Origin of the sequence: uncultured Aquimarina sp. (assembly GCF_947495315.1) — a bacterium.
In the GTDB taxonomy this organism is placed as follows: Bacteria; Bacteroidota; Bacteroidia; order Flavobacteriales; family Flavobacteriaceae; genus Aquimarina.
On sequence record NZ_CANLYD010000006.1, the window covers coordinates 184,547 to 209,241 of the forward strand.

Genomic DNA, 24,695 nt, shown 5'->3' on the forward strand with positions numbered 1-24,695 from the left:
AAGTACAGACTCAATTACTAATTTAGTTTACTAAAAAGGCTTTATTTAATTGCAGCTATTAGATGCTAATGTAATTTCAGCCGGATTTTCTGAATTATTTTTTATGCAGTTGTATTGAGAAGCGTCAGGTTCGGCAATATTATTATTGCTTATAACAATATTTTCATGTGTTCCATACAATCGTATACCATCACTAGCAGCTGGTTCAATTTTTTGATTATTAATAATACTGATATTAGATGAATTTCCAATTTCTATACCACCAACCACTTCATTATTTTTAAATATCACACCATTAGCGGTAGAAAAACTAACTTTTTTAGTGGTGAAAAAATTGTTTTGTTCGATATTAATCATATTATTCAAATCATCATCTTTTTGATTGAAATTAGAAAATTTAATATGAAATCCTTGTGCAGTAATGTCATTATTCATTATGTTCAAGTTATCACAAGCAGTATTAGTAAGTCCTATTCCAAAATTATTAGCACTTATTGTGTTTCCTTCAAAATCTGAATCAAATGTATCATTCATTTGTAATCCTATTTCGCAATCTCTAATTTCATTATCGTGCACATACACATCTTTGGTATCTGTCGCTATCCCAACATTATATCCTGAAATGTCATTACCCGCAATTTCGTTATCAAAAACTGTTTCTCCTTCGCCTGCAGCAAAAATTGCAAACTGTTCATCACTACCGCTATTTGCAACAAAAGTATTATTCAAAATTTTAGTTTCAGAAGCTAAGGAATACACAACTCTTGTACTTACGGTATTGTTTTGCACCGTAACTTGTTGTCCAATATGTACAGATACAAATCCAACTCTACTATTAATCTCAGTATTATTTTTAATATCGATATCAAAAGCTTTTTCATTTTCAACCAGATTACCATTTGCATCTCTTCTACGGTACGCCTCTACATTAATAGCATAACCAACTTCACCTCCGTCAGAATTTGCAGAAGGCTGGCCAGAATCAATAAAAGTATTACCTTCTATAGTCACATCTCTACCATCTGTAACAGCTAAAGCCATTCGACGATTGTTTTTGAAAAGACAATTTTTTATAGTCACTTTTGTTGTTGGTATATAATCAGGATTAAAAGAAAAACCAAGGGAATAAACATTTAATCCTCCCTTAGAGCCATTAATAAAATTAATTCCATCTAGGGTTATATTTCTTGATGCATGTATGTGAAAAAGATGTGTTCCTTCTAGGCCAACATCTTCTGGAGAGTAAACTCTTTTATCTCGATCACCATATAAATTACCTCCGCTTACAATAACATTATCCACATCTCTAACCGCCAAAATAACACCGTTTTCAATTCCCGATTCAGCCGTAAATGTTCTTAAATGAGTATTATCAGACATTTTCAAATGAAAATCAGAAGGAATGTTAACTGCTTCAACAGAGGCGTAGAAATTTTGATTAGCTGTTGTACTTGTCACCTTAGTTATTTCAAAAAATGCATCAAAAACATCTGTTTTAAATGTAGTACCGCCCATATCTTTAATACGGAACATTAATTTTTCAAACTCAGCCGTATTTTGAAGAGCGATGTCAGAAGTTGTTTGTCCTTGTACAATATTTTCCCATCTGGAAGCGGTAAACATAAATGTAGGACTTTTTAGCATTACATCTCCTTGAGTTTCCAAATCAAAATTCAAAAGTCTTCCGTCAATATATCCACCAGAGAATACAAGTGTACCGTTAAAAATATCTCCACCTTCAAAATCAAAATTGACGTTAGCGGGTAAATTAATAGTTTTTCCTTCAAGGTCCATTAAACAGTCGATGGTAACCGTAGAATTTGCAGCAATACTTAAAAGATCGAAGTCGCAAGGATTATCTGAAGTTATGTCAGTATCCTCTTCCTCTTCTTCATTGTTATCTTCTTCCTCAACTTCTTCTTCAACATCAGCAACAATTTCTTCAATACTTTCATTACTACAAGAAACGTAGGAGAAAGCTATTAAGAATAATAGGTAATATGGTAACTTTTTCATTTGGATGGGGGGTTGATTTTTAGTTTCATTTTTATTTTGATGCTTGGATAACGGATGTTTATCGACGTTATTGTGTATTACGTCGAAAAAAAATGTTAAAATTCACAAAACATAATTAATTGATATTTAAACACTTGATGTTTTGTGGTTTTACCGTAAAATAAAAGGAAACTTTATCCAAAATAACGTTGAGCTTAATATAATAAGGCATAAATTAAAAGATAGTGTGTGTGAAATATTAATATATGGGTAAATTCCCTGAAATTATCGAATGTTTATAATTATTTGTAGGTTTTCTCCTTCTTTTGTTTGTGATTATAATCTTTCAATTTAATTGTAAGCCTATAATGGAACCAATATATTGAATAAATATATGTTAAAAAAGAATTAGAATAAAAATTTTAAAAGAGGGTTATATCTATATATTTGCAACGAAAACAGATATTTTTATTAAATAAGTGAAAAATAAGGGGAAGATTATTCGCGTTACTACAGTTCCTAGATCTTTGGGAGGATTGCTTCAGGGACAACTAAAATTTATGTCACAGCATTATGATGTAATTGGTGTGTCTAGTAGAGAGGAGAATATTTTAGAGAGAGTTGCTAGACAGGAAGAAATCAAGGTGATTCCTGTAGAAATGACTCGTAAAATTACTCCAATAAAGGATTTAAAGGCAGTGTATCAATTATATAAAGTCTTTAAGAAAGAAAAGCCGGATATTGTGCATAGTCATACTCCTAAAGCGGGAACTTTATCCATGCTAGCTGCCAAAATAGCGGGAGTTCCACATCGATTACATACTATAGCAGGCTTACCGTTATTAGAAGCTAGTGGAGCGAAGAGAACATTATTGGATACCGTGGAGAAAATCACATATGCTTGTGCAACAATGATTTATCCTAATTCTTATGGTCTTAATGATATTATTTTAGAAAATAAATATACGGGCGCTAAAAAGCTTAAGGTAATTGCTAATGGAAGTTCTAATGGAATTGATACTTCTCATTTTGATCCTTCTTTATATTCAGAACAAGACAACCTAAGGTTAAGAGATGAATTAAAGATCGATAAAAATGATTTTGTGTTCGTATTTGTTGGACGATTTGTTAAGGATAAAGGGATTAATGAACTGATAACGGCATTTAAGAAGTTGAATGGTGAGTATAAAAATGCAAAACTACTTTTAGTAGGAACATATGAAAGGGAATTAGATCCGTTATTGCCTGAAACAGAAGCAGAGATTGATGATAATCCGAATATTATTTCCGTAGGATGGCAAAATGATGTACGACCATTTTTTGCAATATCGGACGCTTTAGCGTTTCCTAGTTATAGAGAAGGTTTTCCGAATGTGGTAATGCAGGCTGGTTCTATGGGATTGCCTTGTATCGTTACAGATATTAATGGATGTAATGAAATCGTTTCTGAAGGAATTAGTGGTACAATTATACCTGTAAAAAGTTCTGAAGCTCTTTATGAAGCTATGAATAAAGTTATTTCTGATAAAGAATATTGCCACCAAATATCGTTGAAATCAAGAGAGATGATTTGCGAGAAGTATGAAAGAAAACATGTTTGGAATGCTATCTTAGAAGAATATAGACAATTGTAATTGATGTTTTTTAATCTTAGATAAAAAACAACTCTTTGTTTTATTGCAAAAGCAGCTAAATAACATTGTTATTTCATGTTATATAGATTTCTCTCATATACTATGATATGTCGTTAGTGTGGTTCTTGTTTCGACAGTTAAAACAAGATGTACAGTCATTGGAATTTTATATAAATTGTTGTTAAATTAAGTTAAAAAAATAAAATATAGATTGTATATTTGCCTCCGATTCTAACCGTAGAATTATAGATATGATGATCACTGCATCCCCCTCGACAGATAAAAATCATTGTTCTATTGTGTTTTCCCCATTTTTTAAGTACAAATGTATGGCCTGGAGCATATTCCAAGGTTTTTTAGTATTGTTGTTTTTAAACTAGAAAAAAAAGGTGTATAAATATTTTTTTAAAAGAGTTCTTGATTTTAGTACAGCATTGATATTGCTTCTCATCATTGCTCCCATATTTCTCTTGCTGATTGTTTTTCTTATAATTGCGAATAATGGGAAACCTTTTTTTGTACAGAAACGACCAGGTAAATCTGAAAAAATTTTTAGCATTATTAAGTTTAAAACAATGAATGATCTGAAGGATAGTGATGGCAATTTGTTACCAGATAAGGATAGAATGACACCAGTGGGGACATTCGTAAGAAAAACCTCGCTAGATGAAATCCCTCAGTTGATAAATGTATTAAAAGGTGATATGTCTTTGATAGGCCCAAGACCATTGATTATAGAATATTTACCTGTATACAACAAAACTCAGAAAAAACGGCATAATGTAAGACCGGGAATTACAGGTTGGGCGCAAGTAAATGGAAGAAACTCAATCACCTGGAAAAAGAAATTCGAATATGATGTTTGGTATGTAGAGAATTGTAGTTTTCTAATAGATCTTAAAATATTGGGTCTTACACTAAAAAAAGTTTTGAAAAAAGAAGATGTTAATTTATCACAAGAGTTGACATCAGAATGGTTTAACGGTAGTAATTAATTAGTTTTATTTTAGTCAGAAGAGCATGAGTAAAGATTTACAAGTAATAGGCTTAACAAAAAAGATGTTAAGGGAAGCTATTGATAAAAATACCTATTGGAAAAATGATCTTGCTCCATTACCAAAGAGTAAAGCATTATGGTTAGTAGCTAATGATAGAATTAATGATGATGATTATTGTGGAGTACTAGGATATGAAGGAGACAAAATGATTTCGTTTATATTTATGTTTCCAGACTTATTAAATACAAAGGATAATAAACCAAAAAAGGTGTATTGGATGATATCTTGGTGGGTACATAAAACCTATAAAGACACTGTTTTAGGAACATATATTTACAATGAAGCAGTTAATCTAACAGGAAAACAAATATTTATTAAATCGTATGCCGAAAATGTCAATACTTTTTATGAGAAACAGCCTTTTAAAGTAATAGCATCAAGACTTAGATATACCATATTTTTTAGTCTGGATACCTCTATGTTAATTGGAAGGTTTAAGTTTTTAAAATCCTTTAAGTTTATACTGGATCAAATGGACAACTTAACCGGAGTAATTATACGATCTCTAAACAGATCTAAACTAAAAAGTAAGATAAAGGAGCTTTCATATGATTATATAAACCAATTAGATGATGAAACTTGGGAATTCGTAAAACCTCTTTGTGATAACGATTTGATTCATAAAACAAAAGCGTATGTGAATTGGCAAATTGATGCGAGTCAATACCTTCAGACTCCAGTACCTAATAAACATCCTCATACATCATTACAAACAGGTATTAGTAATAATATTTATCTTCATAATCTAAAAATACTAAAAGAAGACAAAATCATTGGTTTTTTGTCCTATGTCATAAATTATAATGAGTTTAATGTTAAATATTTTTTGGTAGAAGATGATGATGAGAATTATAATTTGTGCATAGATGCATTAATGGAAAACTTTATTAAACATCGAAAAACGTTCATATTTACTGATGACACAAAATTGTCTGATAATATCACTAAAAGATATAAGACAATTTTTACACATAAAGTTACCAAAAAAGGCTTGGCACATAATGATACAGAGATAGATTCTGAAAATTTTATGATGTTAAACCGTGATGGACATTTTTATTAAACCAATTGCATAATCAACCACAAATGGAATTCGTAAAAAAACTACAGGAATCAATAGAAAGGCATTCAGATCATAATGTATTGTGCATTAATGGTACATTTTATAGTTATAAACAGTTTGCTATAGAAATATCTAAGATTAGATCTGCTGTAGTTAATGCGATTGAAGATTTAGAAAAACTTATTGGTTTGGTTACCAATGATGATCTTCAGACCTATGCTAGTATCGTTGCACTTTGGTTAGAGGGTAAAGCATATGTTCCAGTGAATCCTGAAGTTCCATTTGAGCGGAATGCAAAAGTTTTTGAACTAACAGAAACTAAGTATGTTATAGATTCTTCAGAAAGTTCGGTATATGATGATTATCAAGTAATTCCTTCTAAAGAATTATCAAACACTGAAATCAACTTAGTTCCCAAAGAATTTTCTGGAGATCAAATAGCATATATCTTGTTTACTTCTGGCACAACTGGTTTGCCAAAAGGAGTACCTATCACATTTGATAATGTTCAGGCGTTGGTAGGAGCGATTGATGCAGAACCAACATTCAATTTGGAGCCGTCTGATCGATGTTTGCAAATGTTTGAGCTAACTTTTGATTTCTCAGTAGTTACTTATCTATTTCCTTTATTGTCAGGATCTTGTATGTATACTATTCCGAAAGGAGCGATTAAGTATTTCTATATATTTAAATTGATAAACGAAGAGAAACTTACTGTGCTTACCATGGTACCGTCTATTATAAATTATCTACGTCCTTATTTTGGAGAAATAAATGCACCGGATGTAAGATATTGTAGTTTTGGTGGTGGTGCTCTGCACAGTGAAATTGCAAAAGAGTGGAGTGATTGTTTGCCAAATTGTAAAATATTCAATTATTATGGACCTACTGAGTTTACTGTGTATAGCGGATTTTATCCGTATCATAAAGAAACTGCTACCAAGTCTCATAACGGTATCATAGCAATTGGTACTCCGCAAAAAGATACATTATATCTCGTAGTAAGTGAAAAGAATGAGGAAGTTGCTATTGGAGAAACTGGAGAATTATGCTTAGGAGGACCTCAAATAACTCCAGGATATTGGAAAAATGAAGAACGAAATGCTCAAAGCTTTTTTATAAGAGAAGAAGGCAATAAAAATGTTAGATATTATAAAACCGGAGATCTTTGTTTAAAAGATGATGAAGGGGATTTTTTATATGTGGGTAGAGCAGATTTTCAGGTAAAAATTAGAGGATATAGAGTAGAGTTAGCCGAAATAGAGTTTCACGCAAAATCCAGATCTGATAAAAAAGTGAACATGGTAGCACTGGACATTACTAATAATTTGGGTAATGCCGAGTTGGGATTAGCGATCGAATCGGAAGAGTTTGACACTGAATATATTTTTGATCACATGAAAACCGTAATGCCAAGTTATATGATTCCGATGCATGTGCGATTTATAAAGGAGTTTCCTCATAGTATCAATGGAAAAATTGACAGAAAAGAATTAAAAAAACATTTTAATATAAACTAATACCAATTGCATTTTGAATTTTTTCATAGTAAACTCAAAGTGTAAATGATATAACAACTAAAAATAACTGATAAATGAACAAAGAAGATATTTTATCTAAGGTGCGAACAGCATTCATTTCTGTATTAGAACATGAAAATTTTCAACTTTCTGATGAAACAACAGCTAATGATGTGGACGGATGGGAATCCATTACGCATATGATGATTATTACAGAAGTCGAGAAAACCTTTAGTATTAAGTTTAAGTTAATGGATCTGATGAATATGAATAATGTGGGTGACTTAGTTAATAGTATTCAATCCGAATTGGGGCAATAAAGGAACTTTGATCTAAACCTACTAGTATAGTTTTCAATGTATGATTTTATTTTTTTTGAAACTGTCTACTGATTTTTGTCATAGTATAGTGATAAACGGATTCATTTCTTTATCGGATTATCATTTTACGAACCAATGGACAAAATTGTAATTATCGGTGCCTCGGGTCATGCTAAGGTTGTTATAGAAACAGTAGAATCAAATGGAAAGTTTCAGATTTATGGGCTGATTGATTCGTTTAAACCGAAGGGAGAGAAAGTTCTTGGTTATGAAATCCTAGGGACAGAAGACCTGATAAAGGATTTAATAAAAAAAGGTATTAATAAAGGTGTCATTGCTATCGGGGATAATTGGACTAGATATCTAATGTATACCAAAATTAAAGAAATGGCTGTGGATTTTGAATTTGTGACGATTATTCATTCTAGCGCCATTATAAGTCCTAGTGTTATAATAGGAAAAGGAACGGTAATATTAGCTTCAGTAAAAGTGAATGCCTTGGTAGAAATAGGAGATGGATGTATCCTGAATACAAATGCTAGTTTTGGACACGATGGTAAACTTAATGATTTTGCAAGTATTGCTCCAGGTGTCACAGTAGGAGGTAATGTAACTGTTGGTTTTTGTTCGGCAGTATCATTAGGAGCTAATGTAATACAAGGTGTTGATATAGGTAAACATAGTATTATCGGTGCGGGATCGTTAATATTGCATGATGTAGATGATTTTAATTTAGTATATGGAGTTCCGGGCGAAGTTATTAAAACAGTAAAAAAAGGGAAGAGATATTTATCTAAATCTTAAATTAAACAAATTAGAATATAGTAATAGAATTTATGTATAATTCATTTATAAAGCGTTTTTTAGATTTCACACTTTGTTTTGTAGGCGTTCTCATTTTATCACCGATTATAATGGTACTCATTATACTATTGGCTATAGCCAATAATGGTAAACCTTTCTTTTTCCAAGCGAGACCTGGTAAAAATGGGAAGGTGTTTAAAATAGTGAAGTTCAAAAGTATGAACGATAAAAAAGATGAAAAAGGAGAATTATTACCCTTTGAAAAGAGAATTACAAAAACCGGGAAGTTTATAAGAAAGTATTCATTAGATGAAATTCCACAGCTTTTTAATGTAATAAAAGGAGATATGAGTTTAATTGGTCCAAGGCCACTTTTAGTAAAGTATTTACCTTTATATAGTGATTTTCAAAGAAAAAGACATAATGTGCGACCAGGAATTACAGGTTGGGCTCAAATAAATGGGCGGAATGCAATCTCTTGGGATGAAAAATTTAAGCTAGATGTATGGTACACAGAAAATTTAAGTTTTAAACTTGATCTTAAGATTATTTTTATGACAGCTAAGAAAGTTTTGTTTAAAGAAGATATTAATAGCGGCGAAAATGTAAATATGCCTACTTTTACAGGTAATAATTAACCAAATAGAATAAAAAACCACTAAAACTAGATTATAAGAAAGTGAAAAACGCTGTAATAATTGGTGCAGGAACACAAGGACAAGTGTATGCTTCATATCTTAAAGAAGCTGGAGTAAACATCATTGGTTTTATCGATGATAATCCAGATCTTATAGGTAAAGATGTTATTAATATACCTGTTATCGGTATGTATAAGGATCTTTTTTCGGAAGAGTTTAAAAATAAGATACAAGACGTGTATTGTCCTATTGGAGTAAATGCAGTACGAGTATCGTATTTATCTACTTTAAAAAAGGAAGGGTATAGTATACCAGGGTTTTTACACCATACTGTATCGATAGCACCCGATGTAACCATTGGCGAAGCTGTCTACATGTTAGCTGGTAATATCGTGATGCCGCATACTACTATTGGTAATTATATTATGATCAATATGGATAGTACTATTGCGCATCACGTTACTTTAGAAGATGGAGTGTTTATGTCTTCTGGTGTTAACATTGGAGCTTTAATCAATGTTAGAAAAAATGCTTATATCGGTATGGGTGTTACTGCAATGACTGGTATAAAAGAAATAGGAAAAGAAACATTAATAGGGGCAGGAACAGTTATTATTAAAGATGTTCCAGAATATACTACCGTAGTTGGTAATCCAGCTCGTGTAATAAAAACAAAACAACCATAGTTTATGGATTTTGAAAATAAAACTAACCACACAGATATCACTTTTATAGGGTCAGGTATCTCATCATCATTTACTATTTTACATTTTCTTGATCGATTAAAAACCAAATCAATAAACAAGAAAATATCAATAACTATTATTGACAAATACCCGGAATTTTATACAGGAATACCTTATGGTGTGAGATCTGGCTTTTCAGTTCTTTTAATTACATCGTTAAAGAATTTCTTACCTGAACCGGAATTAGGCAAGTTTATCAAATGGCTTAATGTAAATAAAGAATGGTTATTAGAAGAATTTAGATCTGACGGAGGTACTTTGTCTGCAGAGTGGCTTTCTAAGCACGCAGATAAGCTCAAAAACAACGAATGGGAAGACCTTTTTATTCCTCGCCGCTTTTTTGGTTGTTACATTGACCAAAAAACCAAGAATTATATTAAGGAAGCTGAGGAGAAAGGCAGTATAACGGTAAACTTTATCAATACAGAAGTGATTGATATAGATAAGACCGATAACGAGTATTCATTATCTCTTGAAAATGATCAAAAGATTGTTTCGGAGAAAATTATTCTTTCTGTAGGTTCGCTTCCTACCGTACATTTATGGAAAAAAGAAGATTTAATTGCAGATGATAATTTAATTTTTGTTAATAATCCTTATAAGCCTTGTTTAAAAGAGGTGCTTGCAAAGCTTGAAACTTTTATAGAAGATAAGCCAGAAAAAGAGTTAAATGCCTTAATTGTTGGTGCAAATGCCAGTGGGTTAGAAATGCTTTACAAGCTTAATGATCACGAAAATATTAAATCCAAAATAAATAAATTCACATTGCTTTCTACTCAGGGGTTATCACCAGACTCCATTGTTGATGAGGAAGGGAAAAAGAAATATTCACCAAAAAATTTACTTTCTCTAACGGATCATCAAAGTTTAACAGCCAAGCAAATTGCTGATGCAACATATAAAGACTTGGATTTGGCAGATGAAATTCACTTGGGAGCAGCTTCTACTGTGGATATCATCTCAAAAGCCTTTGGTTCATTGTTAAAAAAACTAGATCAGGAAGAGCTAAAAAAGTTTGCCTGTCTATATGGTAATGACATAGGAAGAAGACAGCGATGCGCCGGATATCATTATTCTAAAACAATAGAAGCTTTAAAAGAAGAAAATCGTTTTGATCATATCTCAGGGAGATTTATAGATATAAAGAAAAATTCTAATAATATGTATTTTTTAGAATATTTAGATACTAGATCAGGAACTAATAAAATTTCTGAAGATTCCGTGCAAGTAGTTTTTAACTGTATTGGAAGTACAAATTTAACAGCATCTGATATTCCGCAATTATTAAAGAAAACTATAGAAAAGAAATTATGTGTTCCTAATGAATCCAAGATTGGTTTTGAGGTAAATGAATCTTTAGAAACATCGGATAATTTACATATTGTTGGACCATTATTAGCCGGTAATATTTTTGAAGGAAAAGCTGTTTGGCACGTAGAACATTGTGGAAGGATAATATGGCTATCAAATGTTCTAGCTGATAAAATATATGATTATTTTGATCAAAGTCAGTAAGAATTATTAAGAGCATCAATCAATAAACGAAATCACTCATATTAATACATTAGCATTGGAAGGAAACTACAGAATATTAATAAAAGATCTTGACGATAGTTCGGAGGTTTTGAAATATAAGTCACTTCTTAAAAAAGAATGGAACAATAATGTCTATTATTCCATAGAACATCTTCGTCATTCTGAAAAAGATTCAGACGAATTAAGGTGTTTTTTATTTGAAAAAGATGGTGTTCCGATTATTTTAATGCCCTTTGTGTTAAGAAAGATTAAAATAAATGATAAGGAATATCCATATAATGATGTTATTAGCCCTTATGGATATAGTGGACCATTGTTTAATGATGATATTTCGTCAGAGGATCTTGCTCAATTTTGGAACCATGTAGATATTTGGTATAAGGAAAACAGCATTGTAACGGAGTTTGTTCGTTTTAGTCTTAATGAGAATCACGAAAATTATTCTGGTTCGTTGATAAAAACACTTTCTAATGTAAAAGGTCATTTATTAGGAAATTTTGAAGATCAGTGGAATGCGTTTCTTCCTAAAGTGAGAAATAATTATAGAAAAGCAGTAAACTATAATTTGGATTTTAAGGTTTTTCATAAAGATCAGATCACTAAAGATATTATCAAAATCTTTCATAATATCTATGTAGATACTATGACAAGAAATAAAGCAGATAGTATTTATTTTTTCTCGGAGACTTATTTTGAAGATCTTATATTATCTAATCTGGATAACTTTTCTATCGTTATTGTTTATTATGAGGATTTACCAATTTCTGTAGAGCTTATCATTAATTATAAAGACATAATTTTTGCATTTTTAGGTGGTACTAACGCAGAGTATTTTAGCTATAGACCAAATGATTTCTTAAGAGTAAAAGTAATAGAATGGGCTGTGGAAAATGGTAAGAAATATTATGTTCTTGGCGGCGGAATGAAAGATGGAGATGGGTTGTATAAAAATAAAAAGTCATTATTTCCTAAAGATGATGATGTAATGTTTTGTACAGGAAGAAAAATAGTAAATAAACAAGTATATAATGAATTATGCTTAGCTTCAGATAAAGAATTTGCAAATATCAAGGAAGAAGATCTGAAAAATTATTTCTTTCCGTTTTATAGATTGAACAATAGATGAAAAAAGTATATATAGATTATTTTTTCGAACTTTTTGAAAAATGTTCAATTCCAAAACTATTCTCAGAAGTACGATCATCAGAAAACGAGAAAGGGATAACCAATCCTGATTATGATAATAGTTTGGTAGAAAATCCAGATAAAGTGTATTCTGTTTTTTTTATTCCGGATTATTTAAAACCACATAGTAACAGTGGTAATTTTGTGATAAAAAAAGTAGAGCAATTTTTTAAGGGCTATGCTGTTTTTTTGGATGGCTTTACAAGTGCTGATGCCTATATCAAGCATCGTTTTAGAAGCAATGCCAAAGGAATCCGAAGAAGAATTAAACGGTTAGAATCTTGTTTTGATATTTCGTATAAGACATACTATGGAGCAATAGATGAGGAGGATTATGAGTTCTTGATGGATGCTTTAGAAAAAATGTTGGTAAGAAGATTTGAACAACGTAATGATGTAAGTCAAAGTCTTTTAAGGTGGGATCATTATAAACAGATGTATTTCTCTTTAATTAATGAAAAAAAAGCATCAATGTTTGTTGCTTTTGATAATAATCAACCCATTATTGTTTCCTTAAACCATCATTTTCAGGATCGATTATTTAGTGCGATATCTTCTTATGATATAGACTATTCTAAGTTTAGTCTAGGTAGCGTAGAGATTTATAAAAAGCTAGATTGGCTTATTGAGAACGATCATAAATCGTATGAGATGGGAATGGGGGATCTAAGCTATAAGAGAGAATGGTGTAATCACATATATAATTTTGAACATCAAATCATATATCCGAAAAAATCAGTTGTAGGGTTCTTTAAAGGAAATATTGAGTATCTAAAAGTAAAATTAAAAGAATTTGTTTTTAAAATCGCTTACGTTCGTTATAAAAAGTATAAAGCTAAACGAAAGAAAAACCCAATTACTTTTACTGAAGAGTATCAAGTTTCTCCAATAGAGGAAGCTGTATATGATAAAAAATTACCCGTTATCGATTACAATGCTAAAGAATATAAACAACTAAGAAGAATTGTCTTTGATTTTCTATATACCAGTATTGATAATGTTGCTAACGTTAAAGTGTTAGAGATTTCGAAAAAAGAAAAAACGTATGTAATTGTGGGGAAATCAAAGATGCAAAAGGTTATGTTGCAAAAGTAATTACTCTTTTATCAGTTCTTTTTCCTTAAGATATTTACTTATGGCTTTGGCAATCAAATCTCTCCCATGATTGTTCCAGTGTCTATCGTAAATTAAAGTAGTGGAATGATCACTTTCTTCAAAATATTCTGAAAAATCAATATAATTATAATCATTTTCTTCTAAATAAGATATAAAAAGATTACTGGTAATTCTCGAATCTAAAAGAAGGGTAAAACGATTTTTATCATAACCATATTTGTCAATAAGATTATTAAAATTCGCTAAATATTGATTTTCCTTTTCTTTCTTGATACGCAATATTTCCTCTTCGCTTGCATCTTGTTTTTTAGACGTAGGTTTTAGTATGTTCATTAGTCGGTAGAACAGTCTTTGAGGAGGGTCCAAAATACCAATGCTTTTGCAGTATACAAGTAGTTTACTTTTTTTAAGAAGCCTATTCACAGGAGATTCTAGCGCCAGACGACCTGTAACAACCTGATATTCTCCTCTGGTGAGGTCATTAGAGAATTTTATTCCAAGAATGATATGATCAATTGCCTCAAATTGTTCCTTGTAGGCATTGATTAGGTGTAGTTGATCCGCAAAATCATAGCCTGCATATCCATATTCATAAACTTCAATTTCTGGGATAGATTTCTCGACTTTTTTACCAATAGAGTTATAATAATTTTGATGGAACCCTTCTATAAATGAATCTCCTACAAGAGCAACTTCGATGTTATCTTTGGTTGGTGTAAACTCACGGTAGGAGTTATATCCTGAGTTGTTTATATGATATTCAGAAAAATTCTGTCTTCTGTTTCCTGTCACGGAAAAGCCATTCTGATTAGGCATCCATTTCTCTACTTTGTATTCATCCAGAATTCTGGTTGGTGTATCTTTTCCTAAATGAAAAACGCGAACTAACAATTCTAATGAAATGAGTACTAGAAAAACATATAAAGCACTTTTTAGAATAAGTTTTTTCATTTTTTTTCAGTTCCGTTTTTTGAATATCTCTTTGTTTTTAAAATTGAAAATAGATAAAAGATCTATCAATATTATCATCAAAGAAAAGGAGCATACCTAAAATTACTAAAGTATACGCTATAAATCGTACTACCCTTGATTTAAATTTAAAAGGAGATCGCTCATCTCTTCTTATTCTAAACTCGTATAGAACAAAAAGTCCTAATAATACAAAGTAATCAATCATACGATACCCTAAAGGATGTTCGTATATTTCAAAACTAAAATTATTGTATATCTGTTTTAAAAACCCGAAAGCATCAGTGATAGATTCTGATCTAAAAAATACTCTGGAAAATGTCACTAATGAAAAGGTGAGTAGTATCTGTAATATTTCCTTAATAGAAGGAAACCAACGATTCTCTGCAACAACATTATTCATATAAATTCGATTGCGTCCCATCAGGAAAACCGGAATATATAGAAGCGCGTGAATTGCTCCCCAAGCGATAAAAGTCCAATTGGCACCATGCCAAAAACCACTTACCAAAAAGATAATACAAATATTTCTTACCGATTTTAGTTTGCTAACTCGGCTTCCACCAAGGGGAATGTATACATAATGTCTAAACCAGGTCGATAATGATACATGCCATCTTTGCCAATATTCTGCGACATTTCTGGAAAAACTTGGAAACTTAAAATTAGACATTAATTCTATTCCAAATAACTTAGCAGTACCAATCGCTATATCAGAGTACCCACTAAAATCACCATATACCTGAAAACTAAATAGTGTAACGCCCAGTATCAGAGTAGAGGCAGGGTAACTTCCATAATTAGCAAAAATGTCATCCACTATGGGCGCAATTGAATCCGCGATCACCACTTTCTTGAAAAGTCCCCAGATGATTAGTTTGAGTCCTTCGGTACATTGTATATAGTTAAAACTCCTCTTAGTAGTGATTTGAGAAAGTAAATTAGAAGCTCTCTCTATTGGACCCGCAACCAATTGTGGGAAAAAACTAACAAATGTTGCAAATGAGATAAAATCCTTAGTAGGAGTAAGTCTCTTATAGTAAATGTCTAATGAATAAGACATGGTCTGGAAGGTATAAAAAGATATTCCAACAGGTAGTATGATTTGTAAGGTCCAGGAGCTTTGTAGTTTATAACCAAAAATATTAATAAGATCAACCCAGGAATCCACAAAGAAATTGTAGTATTTAAAAAAGCCTAATAGTCCTATGTTAAAAACTACACTCACCCATAACCATCTCTTTCTTTGTTTATTGGAATCGCTGCTGTAGATATATTGGCCAACGAAATAATCAACTGTAGTACTTGCTAGAATAAGAAACAAGAAACGCCAATCCCACATTCCATAAAACAAATAACTCGCACCCAGAACAAAAATATTCTGAAGCCTTAAGTTTTTGTAGAAGAAGAACCAGTATGCGATGAAGACTACTGGTAAAAAAATAAAAAAGTCTAATGAATTAAATAACATGTAAAACCATTAATATAAAATTCGAGGAGTTTATTGATTAGAAATTGATATGATACAATTCCATTATTTTTTGAAGCCTGTAAATTTTGTTTAATTAATTTAATAAATCAAGGATTATCTTATTTTTTTTAACAATTCCTTTTTAGGGATATCATTTGACTTTTATCAACAAACTTACAAGGGGGAAAACCCCCATTCATAAATAGGGTTTTCACTACCTATTTTATCAAATTTTACCAGTATCATTACAATGTCGTTCAGGAGATAGAGTTAAGTAGGAAATTACGGTAGCTCTTTTGATTAATGTTAGTTAAAAAACGTTAAAAATTATAGTTTCAGCGTAATTGATTAAACAAAACCAGGGTTTTTGTAGGTTTTTACTTGTATTAGTCGTTCAATTACATAATACTTTTCTTACGGTAAAACCCTCGTTTAATGATCTATAACGAAGTAGTTATGCTGTTAAACGCCTTTTTTAAGTATTCTATCTAAAATATTAATTTTTCTGATGATATTACATGTAACTGAACTATTTTAGCAGCGGTTAAAGCAAGTAAGAGTAAAAATACAATTTTTGGAAGTGCTACCCCCTTCTTCCTTATATTTTATTAGATTGTCATGAAAAAGAGTCGGCAATTATAACAGTTAAGTTATAGTTGTTGAGGATAAAGTATTGTTCATTAATTAATGGGGAAAATTATGAATACAGTAAAATCCAAGAGAATATGGCTTTCTTCACCACATATGGGGGGGACGGAGCAAAGCTATGTTAAACAAGCTTTTGACACTAATTGGGTTGCACCATTAGGGCCAAATGTAGATGGTTTTGAGAAGGATATCGAGAATTATTTGGGTGATAACAATTTTGTTGCTGCTCTAAGTTCTGGTACTGCGGCGTTGCACTTAGGACTCAAGCTTCTAGGAGTTTCGCGAGGAGATGAAGTATTATGTCAGAGTATGACATTTGCAGCTTCTGCTAATCCTATAGTTTATTTAGGAGCAAAACCTATATTTGTAGATAGCGAAGCGCAAACCTGGAATATCTGTCCAGAACAATTAGAATTGGCTATAAAAGATAGGATTGCGAAAGGTAAAAAGCCCAAAGCAATTATCGCTGTGCATTTATATGGTATGCCATATAATGTAGACGCCATACACAAAATAGCTTCAGAATACAAAATTCCTGTTTTAGAAGATAGTGCAGAATCATTAGGTAGTTCTTATCACGGTATTAAGTGCGGAACTTTCGGTGATATTGCGATACTTTCTTTTAATGGAAATAAAATTATTACTACCTCAGGTGGCGGAGCTTTAATAGCTAAAAATCCGGAACATAAGGAAAAAGCTATTTTTCTTGCTACTCAAGCCAGGGATAATGCTCCACATTATGAACACACTGAAATCGGCCATAATTATCGAATGAGTAATATTATAGCCGGAATCGGAAGAGGGCAGATGGAGGTTTTAGAGAAACACGTAAACAACAGAAGAAATAACTTTAATTTTTATAAAAATAACTTAAGTAACTCTGCTGAAATTAAATTTTTGGAAGAGCCAACAGGTTTTCATTCTAACAGATGGCTGACTTGTATTGAGACCACATCTTATGAACTAAGAGAAGGTCTAAGACTAGCTCTGGCAGAAGAAAACATAGAATCACGACCACTATGGAAACCCATGCATCGTCAACCTGTTTTTGCAGATTGTGATGCTTACCTCAATGGAATTTCTGACGACCTATTTGATCGAGGGCTTTGCTTACCCAGCGGGTCTAATCTTGAAAAAGAAGATTTATTTAGAATTGTATCGGTAATTAAAAATATATTGAGATGATTAAGGACTACATAATTAATAATTCACATAAGCACGCGTCTAAATGGGTTGTATTATCTATCGATATTGCAATCACTATTTTTAATTTCTTTTTGGCGTATGTAGTTAGATTTGGTATAACACTTGATTTTGATACGACTAATTTCGTTTATCAAATACCGGTAATGACGGCTTTAGCTGCCGTTAGTTTCTTGATGATAGGTTCTCATAAAGGAGTGATCAGACATACCGGTATGAGAGATGCTTATAATCTGTTTTTGGCAGTGACAGTGTTGATTTCTCTTAGTGGAGCATTAATGGTATCAAGCCGATTGTCCTTGATTCCTGAGCTTCTTAATATTCCTGTGTCTATTATATGTGTACATTACCTATTAAATATTATTAATCTAACCCTTAGTCGTTTAGTATTTAAGTATTGTTACCATTATATAAAGTCAAAACTTGGAGATTCTTCTAGAGTGATGATTTACGGAGCAGGAGATTCTGGTTTGATAACTTTGGCTGCCATTACGAATGATTCTCATAAATCAGTAACTGTAGTAGGTTTTATAGATGATAACCCACAAAAAGTGGGAAAAACAATTAATGGTATTACTGTTTATCCTTCTAAAACGATTACACAAGGGTATATTACGAAAAATAATATAACTGAGATTATTGTATCTATTCCTCATATAGATAAGCAACGCCTATCTAAAATATCTGACAACTTACTTAAGCTTTCGGTGAAGGTTAAGATTATACCGGCAATTAATGATTGGATTGATGGGAAATTAAATGTATCTCAGATCAAACAAATTCAGATAGAAGATTTATTGGATAGAGCTCCAATTGCATTAGAAAACCAAAATATTAAAAAAGAGCTTCATGATAAGGTGATTTTGATTACCGGTGCAGCAGGTTCTATTGGAAGTGAAATCGTTAGACAGGCGTCTTTTTATAGTTATAAACACTTAGTATTAGTAGATCAGGCAGAGTCGCCTTTATATGATTTACAGCAGGAGTTGTTAAGTAAAGGAGTTAGTAATTTCACGCCAATTGTTGCCGATATTAGGGATCATCAGCGTATAGAAACGATCTTCGAAAGATTTAGACCTAATATGGTATTTCATGCGGCTGCATATAAGCATGTTCCGTTAATGGAAAATAATCCTTGCGAAGCAATTAAGATCAATGTTTTAGGTACAAGAAAATTAGCAGATTTATCATCGGAGTTTGGTGTGGATAAATTTGTTTTTGTCTCTACTGATAAAGCCGTGAACCCAACAAATGTGATGGGAGCTACCAAGAGGGTTGCAGAGATGTATATAAAATGTCTACATAGAACAAGCAAGACTAAATTTATTACCACCAGATTTGGTAATGTTTTGGGATCTAACGGTTCTGTGATTCCTTTGTTTAAAAAACAGATAGATAAAGGAGGACCTCTTACTGTTACCCATAAAGATGTTACACGCTTTTTTATGACGATACCAGAAGCTTCTCAGTTAGTGATTGAAGCAGGAACGATGGGTAATGGTGGTGAGATTTTTATTTTTGATATGGGTGAATCGGTGAAAATATTCGATTTAGCCAAAAAAATGATTAGACTATCAGGGCTTAATTATCCTAATGATATTGATATAGAGATTACCGGATTAAGACCAGGCGAAAAATTGTATGAAGAGTTATTAGCGGATACAGAAAATACTTTACCGACGTATCATAAGAAAATAATGATAAGTAAGTTTGATGATGCAGATTGTCCATTGGTTATGGATAAAATTGATGATCTATGTATTATGAATTTATTCAATCAGGATCACCAAATAGTTGGAAAGTTAAAGGAAATTGTACCAGAGTTTATTTCTAAGAACTCTGCTTTTGAAAGTATCGATATCAAGAATGATGAAACTAATAATAAGAAACAAAAAGTACTAGTCTAGCCTTCTTTCTAAAATTGTTGTAATAAACAAGAATATTATCATATTTTTGTTTGTCTATTGAAATGCCCTAAAGAATTTAAAAAATATGAATTCATATAAGTTTTTACTTTTATTAGTAGTCTCAACATTTATTTTTTCCTGCAAAACACCAACTGATGTTGTGTATTTTCAGAATTCTAAAGATTTAGAAAAAATAAAGTCGACAAACTCATTTACTCCGGTTTTTAAAGTAGACGATGTTGTTAGTATTTTGGTTTCTGCTACGGATATGGATGCAGCTAGACCTTTTAATCTAATGCAAGGTGCTAGTTTACCATCTCCATCAGGAGAAATTACTGCTACAGCGAGTGTAACGAGTGGAGCAGAGCCTACATACCTTATTGATGAAGAAGGAATTATTGATTTTCCGGTACTGGGAAAATTGAAGATAGCAGGATTAACTCGAGTGCAGATCAAGGATATGCTAAAGGAAAGGTTGAAAATTTATATAAAAGATCCTATCGTTAATGTTAGGCTTAAAAACTTTAAGATTACAGTTGTAGGAGAGGTAAGCCGACCAGGATCTTTTACCATTCCTAATGAAAGAATAACTATTATAGAAGCCATTGGATTAGCAGGAGACTTAACTATAATGGGTAAAAGAGGCAATGTAATGGTGATTAGAGAAAACGACGGAGTGAACACATATCACCGCATTGATCTTACTTCTAAATCTATTTTCGATTCACCGGTTTATTATCTTGCCCAGAATGACGTATTATACATTGAACCTAATCAGGCTATGGTAAAAAGTTCTAAAGGTAGAGATAATACAATCGGAGTTGTTTTGAGTGTAGTAAGTGTAGGTCTAGCTGCATTAGCACTTATTTTAAGATAGAAAATTTATGATTTCTAATAATAATTCTGAAACAAATACCTTTGTAAAGGTTCCAAAGTCAAGTTTTAACTTTAGAGAAGAAATTCTTAAATATGTAAAAAAATGGTATTGGTTCTTACTGGGTATACTAATTTTTGGAACATTAGCCTATCTTCATATAAGGTATACGATTCCACAATACAATGTATCCGGAACGATTTTGATTTCACAGGAGGAAAGCGTTAGCGAATCAGAATTATCCGCTTTTAAAGATCTCGGATTACTTGATGATACCCAAAATAAAATCGAAAACGAGATTCAGATTATAAAATCTAGAACATTACTAACTAATGTTGTTAATAATCTGAAACTAAACGTTCAGTATTTTACAAAAGGCAGAGTGCTTGAATCAGAAAATTATCCTAAATCTTTGATAGAGATTAGTTTTTTATCGGCAGATTCTATTGTACATACCAAATCGAAAAGCTTTAGAGTACTTATTAATTCGGAAACTTCTTTTTCTTTTGTAGATAAAGAAGGAAAAAAACTAAGTGATCATTCATTTGGTAAGACTATAAATACTAGTGTAGGAGATATTGTTATTACGCCAAGCGTAGAAGGAATTGAATCTAAAAAGGGACAGGCGATCCATATTAAAATTACCCCTGTTAACATAGTTGCTCAAAGTTATAGAAATAAATTATCGGTTATAACCATAGGTAAAGGGTCTTCTATTGTTAAACTGTCGCTAAATGATCCGGTAAAAGAAAAAGCAAAGGATATCATTAATAATTTGGTAGAAGAATATAATAAATCTACCATTAAAAATAAAAAACTAACTTCTGCCAGAACCGCTGGATTTATTAATGAAAGATTAGAGCTTATTTCTGGAGATTTATCCGAGGTTGATGATGAAGCAGCGGGTTATAAGTCTAAATTTGGATTGACCAATGATGTTTCTGCTCAAACCCAGCGAGTTGCTGATATTGATTCTAGGAATATTCAGGAGATTAATAGACTAGAAACTCAATTAAGAAAAATTGAATCTACTAGACGTTTTGTTTTAAGTCAGGATGGCAAATATGATATTTTACCTTCAACTCTTGGATTTGATGATCCATCCGTAACATCAACTGTTGCGAGATATAATGGATTAATAAGTCAAAGAAAAAGGTTATTAAAGTCATCTAGTGAGCAAAATCCGGTAGTAGTAAATATAGATGAACAGATAGGTTCATTACGTCAAGGACTAATTGCTAGTTTAAATGGAGCCAAAAGTTCTATAAGTATAAGTTTGAATAGTTTAAGAACTCAGGACAAGTATTTTAGCGGACAACTATACAATGCACCATTAAGGCAAAAAGAATTAACAGCTATTGGTCGTGAGCAGGGAATTAAGGAACAATTGTATCTTTATTTATTACAAAAGCGAGAAGAGGCTGAGATTACTAGTCATATTACACTATCTAATGCACGTGTCATTGATAAGGCTTCTACTTTAGGATCCTACCCAGTTTCTCCAAATAAGAGAATGATTTATTTTGGTGCTATATTTTTAGGACTAGCACTTCCTTTTTTAACGATTTATTTACTGGATCTGTTTAATACTAAAGTAAACTCAAGGGAAGACTTGGAGAATGCACTTTCCATGCCGATCTTGGGAGCTATTCCAAAAACGAAAACTAAGAAAAGTAAAATTGTAGTTTCCAGAAACAGTAGGTCTTCTGTAGCTGAAGCTTTTAGAATTCTTAGAACTAATTTAGGGTTTTTAATGGCTGGAACACACAAAGAAACAGGTAAAGTTATATTTGTTACTTCCACGATTTCCGGAGAAGGTAAGACGTTAGTTTCATCTAATTTAGCTAAGACGTTAGCTATTTCGGGTAAAAAGATAGCATATTTGGGTACTGATTTTCGTGATCCAAAATTTCATAATTTCTTTGAACTTCCAAAAGGGAAGGATACACCAGGATTTACTAATTTTATTATGAATCAGGATATTAAACCTGAAGATGTAATATATGAACAAGGTGAAAACGATCCTCTTTTTGTGGTTCCTTCTGGAGCTATTCCTCCGAACCCTGCAGAACTTCTAATGAATGATAGAGTTAAAGAAATGTTTGAATATTTAGGTGAGCACTATGACTATATTGTGGTAGATACGGCACCTGTTAGTCTGGTGACAGATACTTTATTGATCGGTCATTTTGCAGATTTAAGTATATACATTGTACGAGAAAATTATTCAGACAAAAGAATTTTACAGGTTCCTGAAAATTTCTATAGAGAAAAACGCTTGCCTAATATGGCCGTACTGCTTAATGCTGCAGGTGATAAGGTTGGTTATGGCTATGGGTATGGTTACGGAGCAAAGGACTAACTAAAAGAACGATTCTTTTTCATTAATTCTGATATTTTAGATGCATATTTAGCAGTAAATCCCTTTTCTAAGATTTCAAACTGTTGATGATTATGTACATCAGAACCAGCAAAATCAAAAAGATCCTCCATCAGTAATTTCGTTCCCACATTTTTTACTTTTTCACCATAATATCCGGAAATAGAAAGTAAATTAAGTTGAAATAAAAAACCCGATTCTTTTAATTCGATGAATTTATTGATATCGTCTTTATAAAAAGAATAACGCTCCGGATGCGCTAGAATAGGAGTGAAACCAGCCAACTTAATTTCAAAAAGTATTTCGTTTAAATTAATAGGCGGATTAAAAGTAGACATTTCTACCAAGATATATTTTTGATATAGAGGGATAATATCTTTGTTTTTTATTCTTTTATAAAAAAGATCGTCTAACATATACTCCGCACTGGATTCTAATGTTACCTCAATATCAAGTGAGGATAATACTTTTCGCATTTCAGTATGTTTAGATATAATTACCTCTGAGGTGTTGGGCCATACATCTTGCATCACATGAGGTGTAGTAATTATTTTTTTTACACCCAGTTTTTCAAACTGTTCAATAATAAATGCAGACTGATATACGGTTTTTACTCCATCATCTATTCCAGGTAATAAATGGGAATGTATGTCTACATAACCTTTTGGCATGAATTCTTTAAGTGGAATTTCTTTTTTAGATAAAAAATGCAAAATGTCCGTTTTGTTTTGGGGTAAATTAAAGCTGTAAACCTTTAATTTGTTGATAAGTATTAACGATAACTTACTAAAAAGTTACTTACAAAAGTAAAGATTATTATACGTAAAAAAAACTGCCTAAGAAGTTAAACTCCTTAAGCAGTTTCGGATTATTGAAATATGCTCCTTTTTAGTGTTTTGTTATATCTCCGGATCCGGAAACCTTTTTATCTTCTTTTTCTGGATTCCCTTGGTAATCAATATCTCCAGAGCCAGTAACACGTGCTTTTAATGAATATGTAGATGTTAATTTAATGTCTCCGGAACCAGTTACAGATGCATCTACATTTTTTGCTTTTAAATCATAAGCTCTTACATCTCCAGAACCAGTCACATTAAACTCTAGATTTTCTGCTGATCCTTTTAATGTTAGATCCCCGCTACCAGAAACAGATCCTTCTAGTTCATTCGCTTCTACTTCTAGTCGAACATCTCCTGAACCTGAAACTCTTGTCTCAAAAGAGTCAGCTTTGATAACATCTTTAGAATAGATATCACCAGATCCAGATAAGCTTACTTTAGAAATATCTTTAAAAGGTACAGTAATGAGTATTATTTTGTTTCTACTTGGCTTAAGGTAATAGTTCTTTTCTACATAGATCTTTAATATATCACCTTCAACTTCGGTAATTATATGTTGGATTAGATTACTTTCTGCTTCAATTTTAATATTTCCTTCTGTTCCATATACTAATGCTACGTCTAGACTACCTTTTAGTTTTACCTGATCATAACTAGATAGATTTCTGGTTTTTGTTACTACGTTGCCGTTTCCTTCTACTTTTTTACCGTTTCCCCACCATTGTGCGTTTACTGATGTTATGCTGCACAATGCTAAGCCTAAAATGATTGTTACTGTTCTCATAATTG

The 24,695-nt window shown here is 31.8% G+C and carries 20 protein-coding genes; 15 read left to right on the forward strand and 5 right to left on the reverse strand.

Annotated elements, in window-relative coordinates; translation table 11 throughout:
- Positions 1–45: 45 nt before the first annotated feature.
- Positions 46–2,016 carry a right-handed parallel beta-helix repeat-containing protein gene (locus Q0910_RS12750; protein ID WP_299216942.1) on the reverse strand — a complete coding sequence of 657 codons (1,971 nt, stop codon included), beginning with the start codon at positions 2,014–2,016 and terminating at the stop codon, positions 46–48.
- 458 nt (positions 2,017–2,474) lie between these two features.
- Between Q0910_RS12750 and Q0910_RS12755 the strand changes: the two genes are divergently transcribed.
- From Q0910_RS12755 to Q0910_RS12805, 11 genes are all read left to right on the forward strand, one after another.
- Entirely contained in the window at positions 2,475–3,629 is a 1,155-nt protein-coding gene (locus tag Q0910_RS12755; RefSeq protein WP_299216947.1) for a glycosyltransferase family 4 protein, read from the forward strand.
- A 389-nt stretch (positions 3,630–4,018) separates the two neighbouring features.
- On the forward strand, positions 4,019–4,624 hold the full coding sequence (locus tag Q0910_RS12760; RefSeq protein ID WP_299216950.1) for a sugar transferase: 606 nt from the start codon (positions 4,019–4,021) through the stop codon (positions 4,622–4,624).
- A gap of 25 nt (positions 4,625–4,649) precedes the next feature.
- The gene (locus tag Q0910_RS12765) at positions 4,650–5,750 is read left to right on the forward strand and encodes a hypothetical protein (RefSeq protein ID WP_299216953.1); all 1,101 of its coding nucleotides are present in this window, start codon (positions 4,650–4,652) and stop codon (positions 5,748–5,750) included.
- A gap of 23 nt (positions 5,751–5,773) precedes the next feature.
- On the forward strand, positions 5,774–7,270 hold the full coding sequence (locus Q0910_RS12770) for an AMP-binding protein (protein ID WP_299216956.1): 1,497 nt from the start codon (positions 5,774–5,776) through the stop codon (positions 7,268–7,270).
- 74 nt (positions 7,271–7,344) lie between these two features.
- Entirely contained in the window at positions 7,345–7,590 is a 246-nt protein-coding gene (locus tag Q0910_RS12775; protein ID WP_299216959.1) for an acyl carrier protein, read from the forward strand.
- 135 nt (positions 7,591–7,725) lie between these two features.
- Positions 7,726–8,394 (forward strand): acetyltransferase, encoded by a 669-nt coding sequence (locus tag Q0910_RS12780; RefSeq protein ID WP_299216962.1) that lies wholly within the window; start codon positions 7,726–7,728, stop codon positions 8,392–8,394.
- Between the two features lie 32 nt (positions 8,395–8,426).
- Complete coding sequence (locus tag Q0910_RS12785; RefSeq protein WP_299216966.1) at positions 8,427–9,032, forward strand: sugar transferase; 606 nt, start codon at positions 8,427–8,429, stop codon at positions 9,030–9,032.
- Between the two features lie 41 nt (positions 9,033–9,073).
- Positions 9,074–9,718 carry a NeuD/PglB/VioB family sugar acetyltransferase gene (locus Q0910_RS12790; RefSeq protein ID WP_299216970.1) on the forward strand — a complete coding sequence of 215 codons (645 nt, stop codon included), beginning with the start codon at positions 9,074–9,076 and terminating at the stop codon, positions 9,716–9,718.
- Between the two features lie 3 nt (positions 9,719–9,721).
- Positions 9,722–11,293 (forward strand): FAD/NAD(P)-binding protein, encoded by a 1,572-nt coding sequence (locus Q0910_RS12795; protein ID WP_299216974.1) that lies wholly within the window; start codon positions 9,722–9,724, stop codon positions 11,291–11,293.
- A gap of 55 nt (positions 11,294–11,348) precedes the next feature.
- Positions 11,349–12,440 carry a GNAT family N-acetyltransferase gene (locus Q0910_RS12800; protein WP_299216978.1) on the forward strand — a complete coding sequence of 364 codons (1,092 nt, stop codon included), beginning with the start codon at positions 11,349–11,351 and terminating at the stop codon, positions 12,438–12,440.
- The gene (locus Q0910_RS12805; protein ID WP_299216981.1) at positions 12,437–13,594 is read left to right on the forward strand and encodes a GNAT family N-acetyltransferase; all 1,158 of its coding nucleotides are present in this window, start codon (positions 12,437–12,439) and stop codon (positions 13,592–13,594) included. Before Q0910_RS12800 ends, Q0910_RS12805 begins: the two co-directional genes overlap by 4 nt.
- Here the strand turns inward: Q0910_RS12805 and Q0910_RS12810 are convergent, their stop codons facing one another.
- Together Q0910_RS12810 and Q0910_RS12815 are read right to left on the reverse strand one after the other, a co-directional pair.
- Complete coding sequence (locus Q0910_RS12810; RefSeq protein WP_299216984.1) at positions 13,595–14,566, reverse strand: hypothetical protein; 972 nt, start codon at positions 14,564–14,566, stop codon at positions 13,595–13,597. It lies immediately after the preceding gene.
- 37 nt (positions 14,567–14,603) lie between these two features.
- A complete protein-coding gene (locus Q0910_RS12815; protein WP_299216987.1) occupies positions 14,604–16,055 on the reverse strand; it encodes an MBOAT family O-acyltransferase in 1,452 nt (483 codons plus the stop codon).
- A gap of 699 nt (positions 16,056–16,754) precedes the next feature.
- Here Q0910_RS12815 and Q0910_RS12820 point away from each other — a divergent pair.
- From Q0910_RS12820 to Q0910_RS12835, 4 genes are all read left to right on the forward strand, one after another.
- Positions 16,755–17,888: an aminotransferase class I/II-fold pyridoxal phosphate-dependent enzyme gene (locus Q0910_RS12820; protein WP_299216991.1), complete on the forward strand. Its 1,134-nt coding sequence runs from the start codon at positions 16,755–16,757 to the stop codon at positions 17,886–17,888.
- A complete protein-coding gene (locus Q0910_RS12825; protein WP_299216994.1) occupies positions 17,885–19,813 on the forward strand; it encodes a nucleoside-diphosphate sugar epimerase/dehydratase in 1,929 nt (642 codons plus the stop codon). Before Q0910_RS12820 ends, Q0910_RS12825 begins: the two co-directional genes overlap by 4 nt.
- Positions 19,814–19,898: 85 nt before the next feature.
- On the forward strand, positions 19,899–20,690 hold the full coding sequence (locus tag Q0910_RS12830; protein WP_299216997.1) for a polysaccharide biosynthesis/export family protein: 792 nt from the start codon (positions 19,899–19,901) through the stop codon (positions 20,688–20,690).
- 7 nt (positions 20,691–20,697) lie between these two features.
- A complete protein-coding gene (locus Q0910_RS12835; protein WP_299217000.1) occupies positions 20,698–23,049 on the forward strand; it encodes a tyrosine-protein kinase in 2,352 nt (783 codons plus the stop codon).
- On the opposite strand, the gene Q0910_RS12840 is transcribed toward Q0910_RS12835, so the two are convergent.
- Both Q0910_RS12840 and Q0910_RS12845 read right to left on the reverse strand, forming a co-directional pair.
- Positions 23,046–23,780, reverse strand: coding sequence for a CpsB/CapC family capsule biosynthesis tyrosine phosphatase (locus tag Q0910_RS12840; protein ID WP_299217003.1), 735 nt, complete (start codon positions 23,778–23,780; stop codon positions 23,046–23,048). The genes Q0910_RS12835 and Q0910_RS12840 overlap by 4 nt on opposite strands.
- Positions 23,781–23,955: 175 nt before the next feature.
- Positions 23,956–24,690, reverse strand: a complete 735-nt coding sequence (locus Q0910_RS12845) for a head GIN domain-containing protein (RefSeq protein ID WP_299217006.1) — start codon at positions 24,688–24,690, stop codon at positions 23,956–23,958.
- Positions 24,691–24,695 lie beyond the last annotated feature (5 nt).

Excerpts from the sequence above, each read along its gene's own strand:
- Q0910_RS12750 (WP_299216942.1), bottom strand. The coding sequence starts at position 2,016 with ATGAAAAAGTTACCATATTACCTATTATTCTTAATAGCTTTCTCCTAC.
- Q0910_RS12765 (WP_299216953.1), top strand. The coding sequence starts at position 4,650 with ATGAGTAAAGATTTACAAGTAATAGGCTTAACAAAAAAGATGTTAAGG.
- Q0910_RS12770 (WP_299216956.1), top strand. The coding sequence starts at position 5,774 with ATGGAATTCGTAAAAAAACTACAGGAATCAATAGAAAGGCATTCAGAT.
- Q0910_RS12775 (WP_299216959.1), top strand. The coding sequence starts at position 7,345 with ATGAACAAAGAAGATATTTTATCTAAGGTGCGAACAGCATTCATTTCT.
- Q0910_RS12780 (WP_299216962.1), top strand. The coding sequence starts at position 7,726 with ATGGACAAAATTGTAATTATCGGTGCCTCGGGTCATGCTAAGGTTGTT.
- Q0910_RS12785 (WP_299216966.1), top strand. The coding sequence starts at position 8,427 with ATGTATAATTCATTTATAAAGCGTTTTTTAGATTTCACACTTTGTTTT.
- Q0910_RS12795 (WP_299216974.1), top strand. The coding sequence starts at position 9,722 with ATGGATTTTGAAAATAAAACTAACCACACAGATATCACTTTTATAGGG.
- Q0910_RS12805 (WP_299216981.1), top strand. The coding sequence starts at position 12,437 with ATGAAAAAAGTATATATAGATTATTTTTTCGAACTTTTTGAAAAATGT.
- Q0910_RS12810 (WP_299216984.1), bottom strand. The coding sequence starts at position 14,566 with ATGAAAAAACTTATTCTAAAAAGTGCTTTATATGTTTTTCTAGTACTC.
- Q0910_RS12815 (WP_299216987.1), bottom strand. The coding sequence starts at position 16,055 with ATGTTATTTAATTCATTAGACTTTTTTATTTTTTTACCAGTAGTCTTC.
- Q0910_RS12820 (WP_299216991.1), top strand. The coding sequence starts at position 16,755 with ATGAATACAGTAAAATCCAAGAGAATATGGCTTTCTTCACCACATATG.
- Q0910_RS12825 (WP_299216994.1), top strand. The coding sequence starts at position 17,885 with ATGATTAAGGACTACATAATTAATAATTCACATAAGCACGCGTCTAAA.
- Q0910_RS12830 (WP_299216997.1), top strand. The coding sequence starts at position 19,899 with ATGAATTCATATAAGTTTTTACTTTTATTAGTAGTCTCAACATTTATT.
- Q0910_RS12835 (WP_299217000.1), top strand. The coding sequence starts at position 20,698 with ATGATTTCTAATAATAATTCTGAAACAAATACCTTTGTAAAGGTTCCA.
- Q0910_RS12845 (WP_299217006.1), bottom strand. The coding sequence starts at position 24,690 with ATGAGAACAGTAACAATCATTTTAGGCTTAGCATTGTGCAGCATAACA.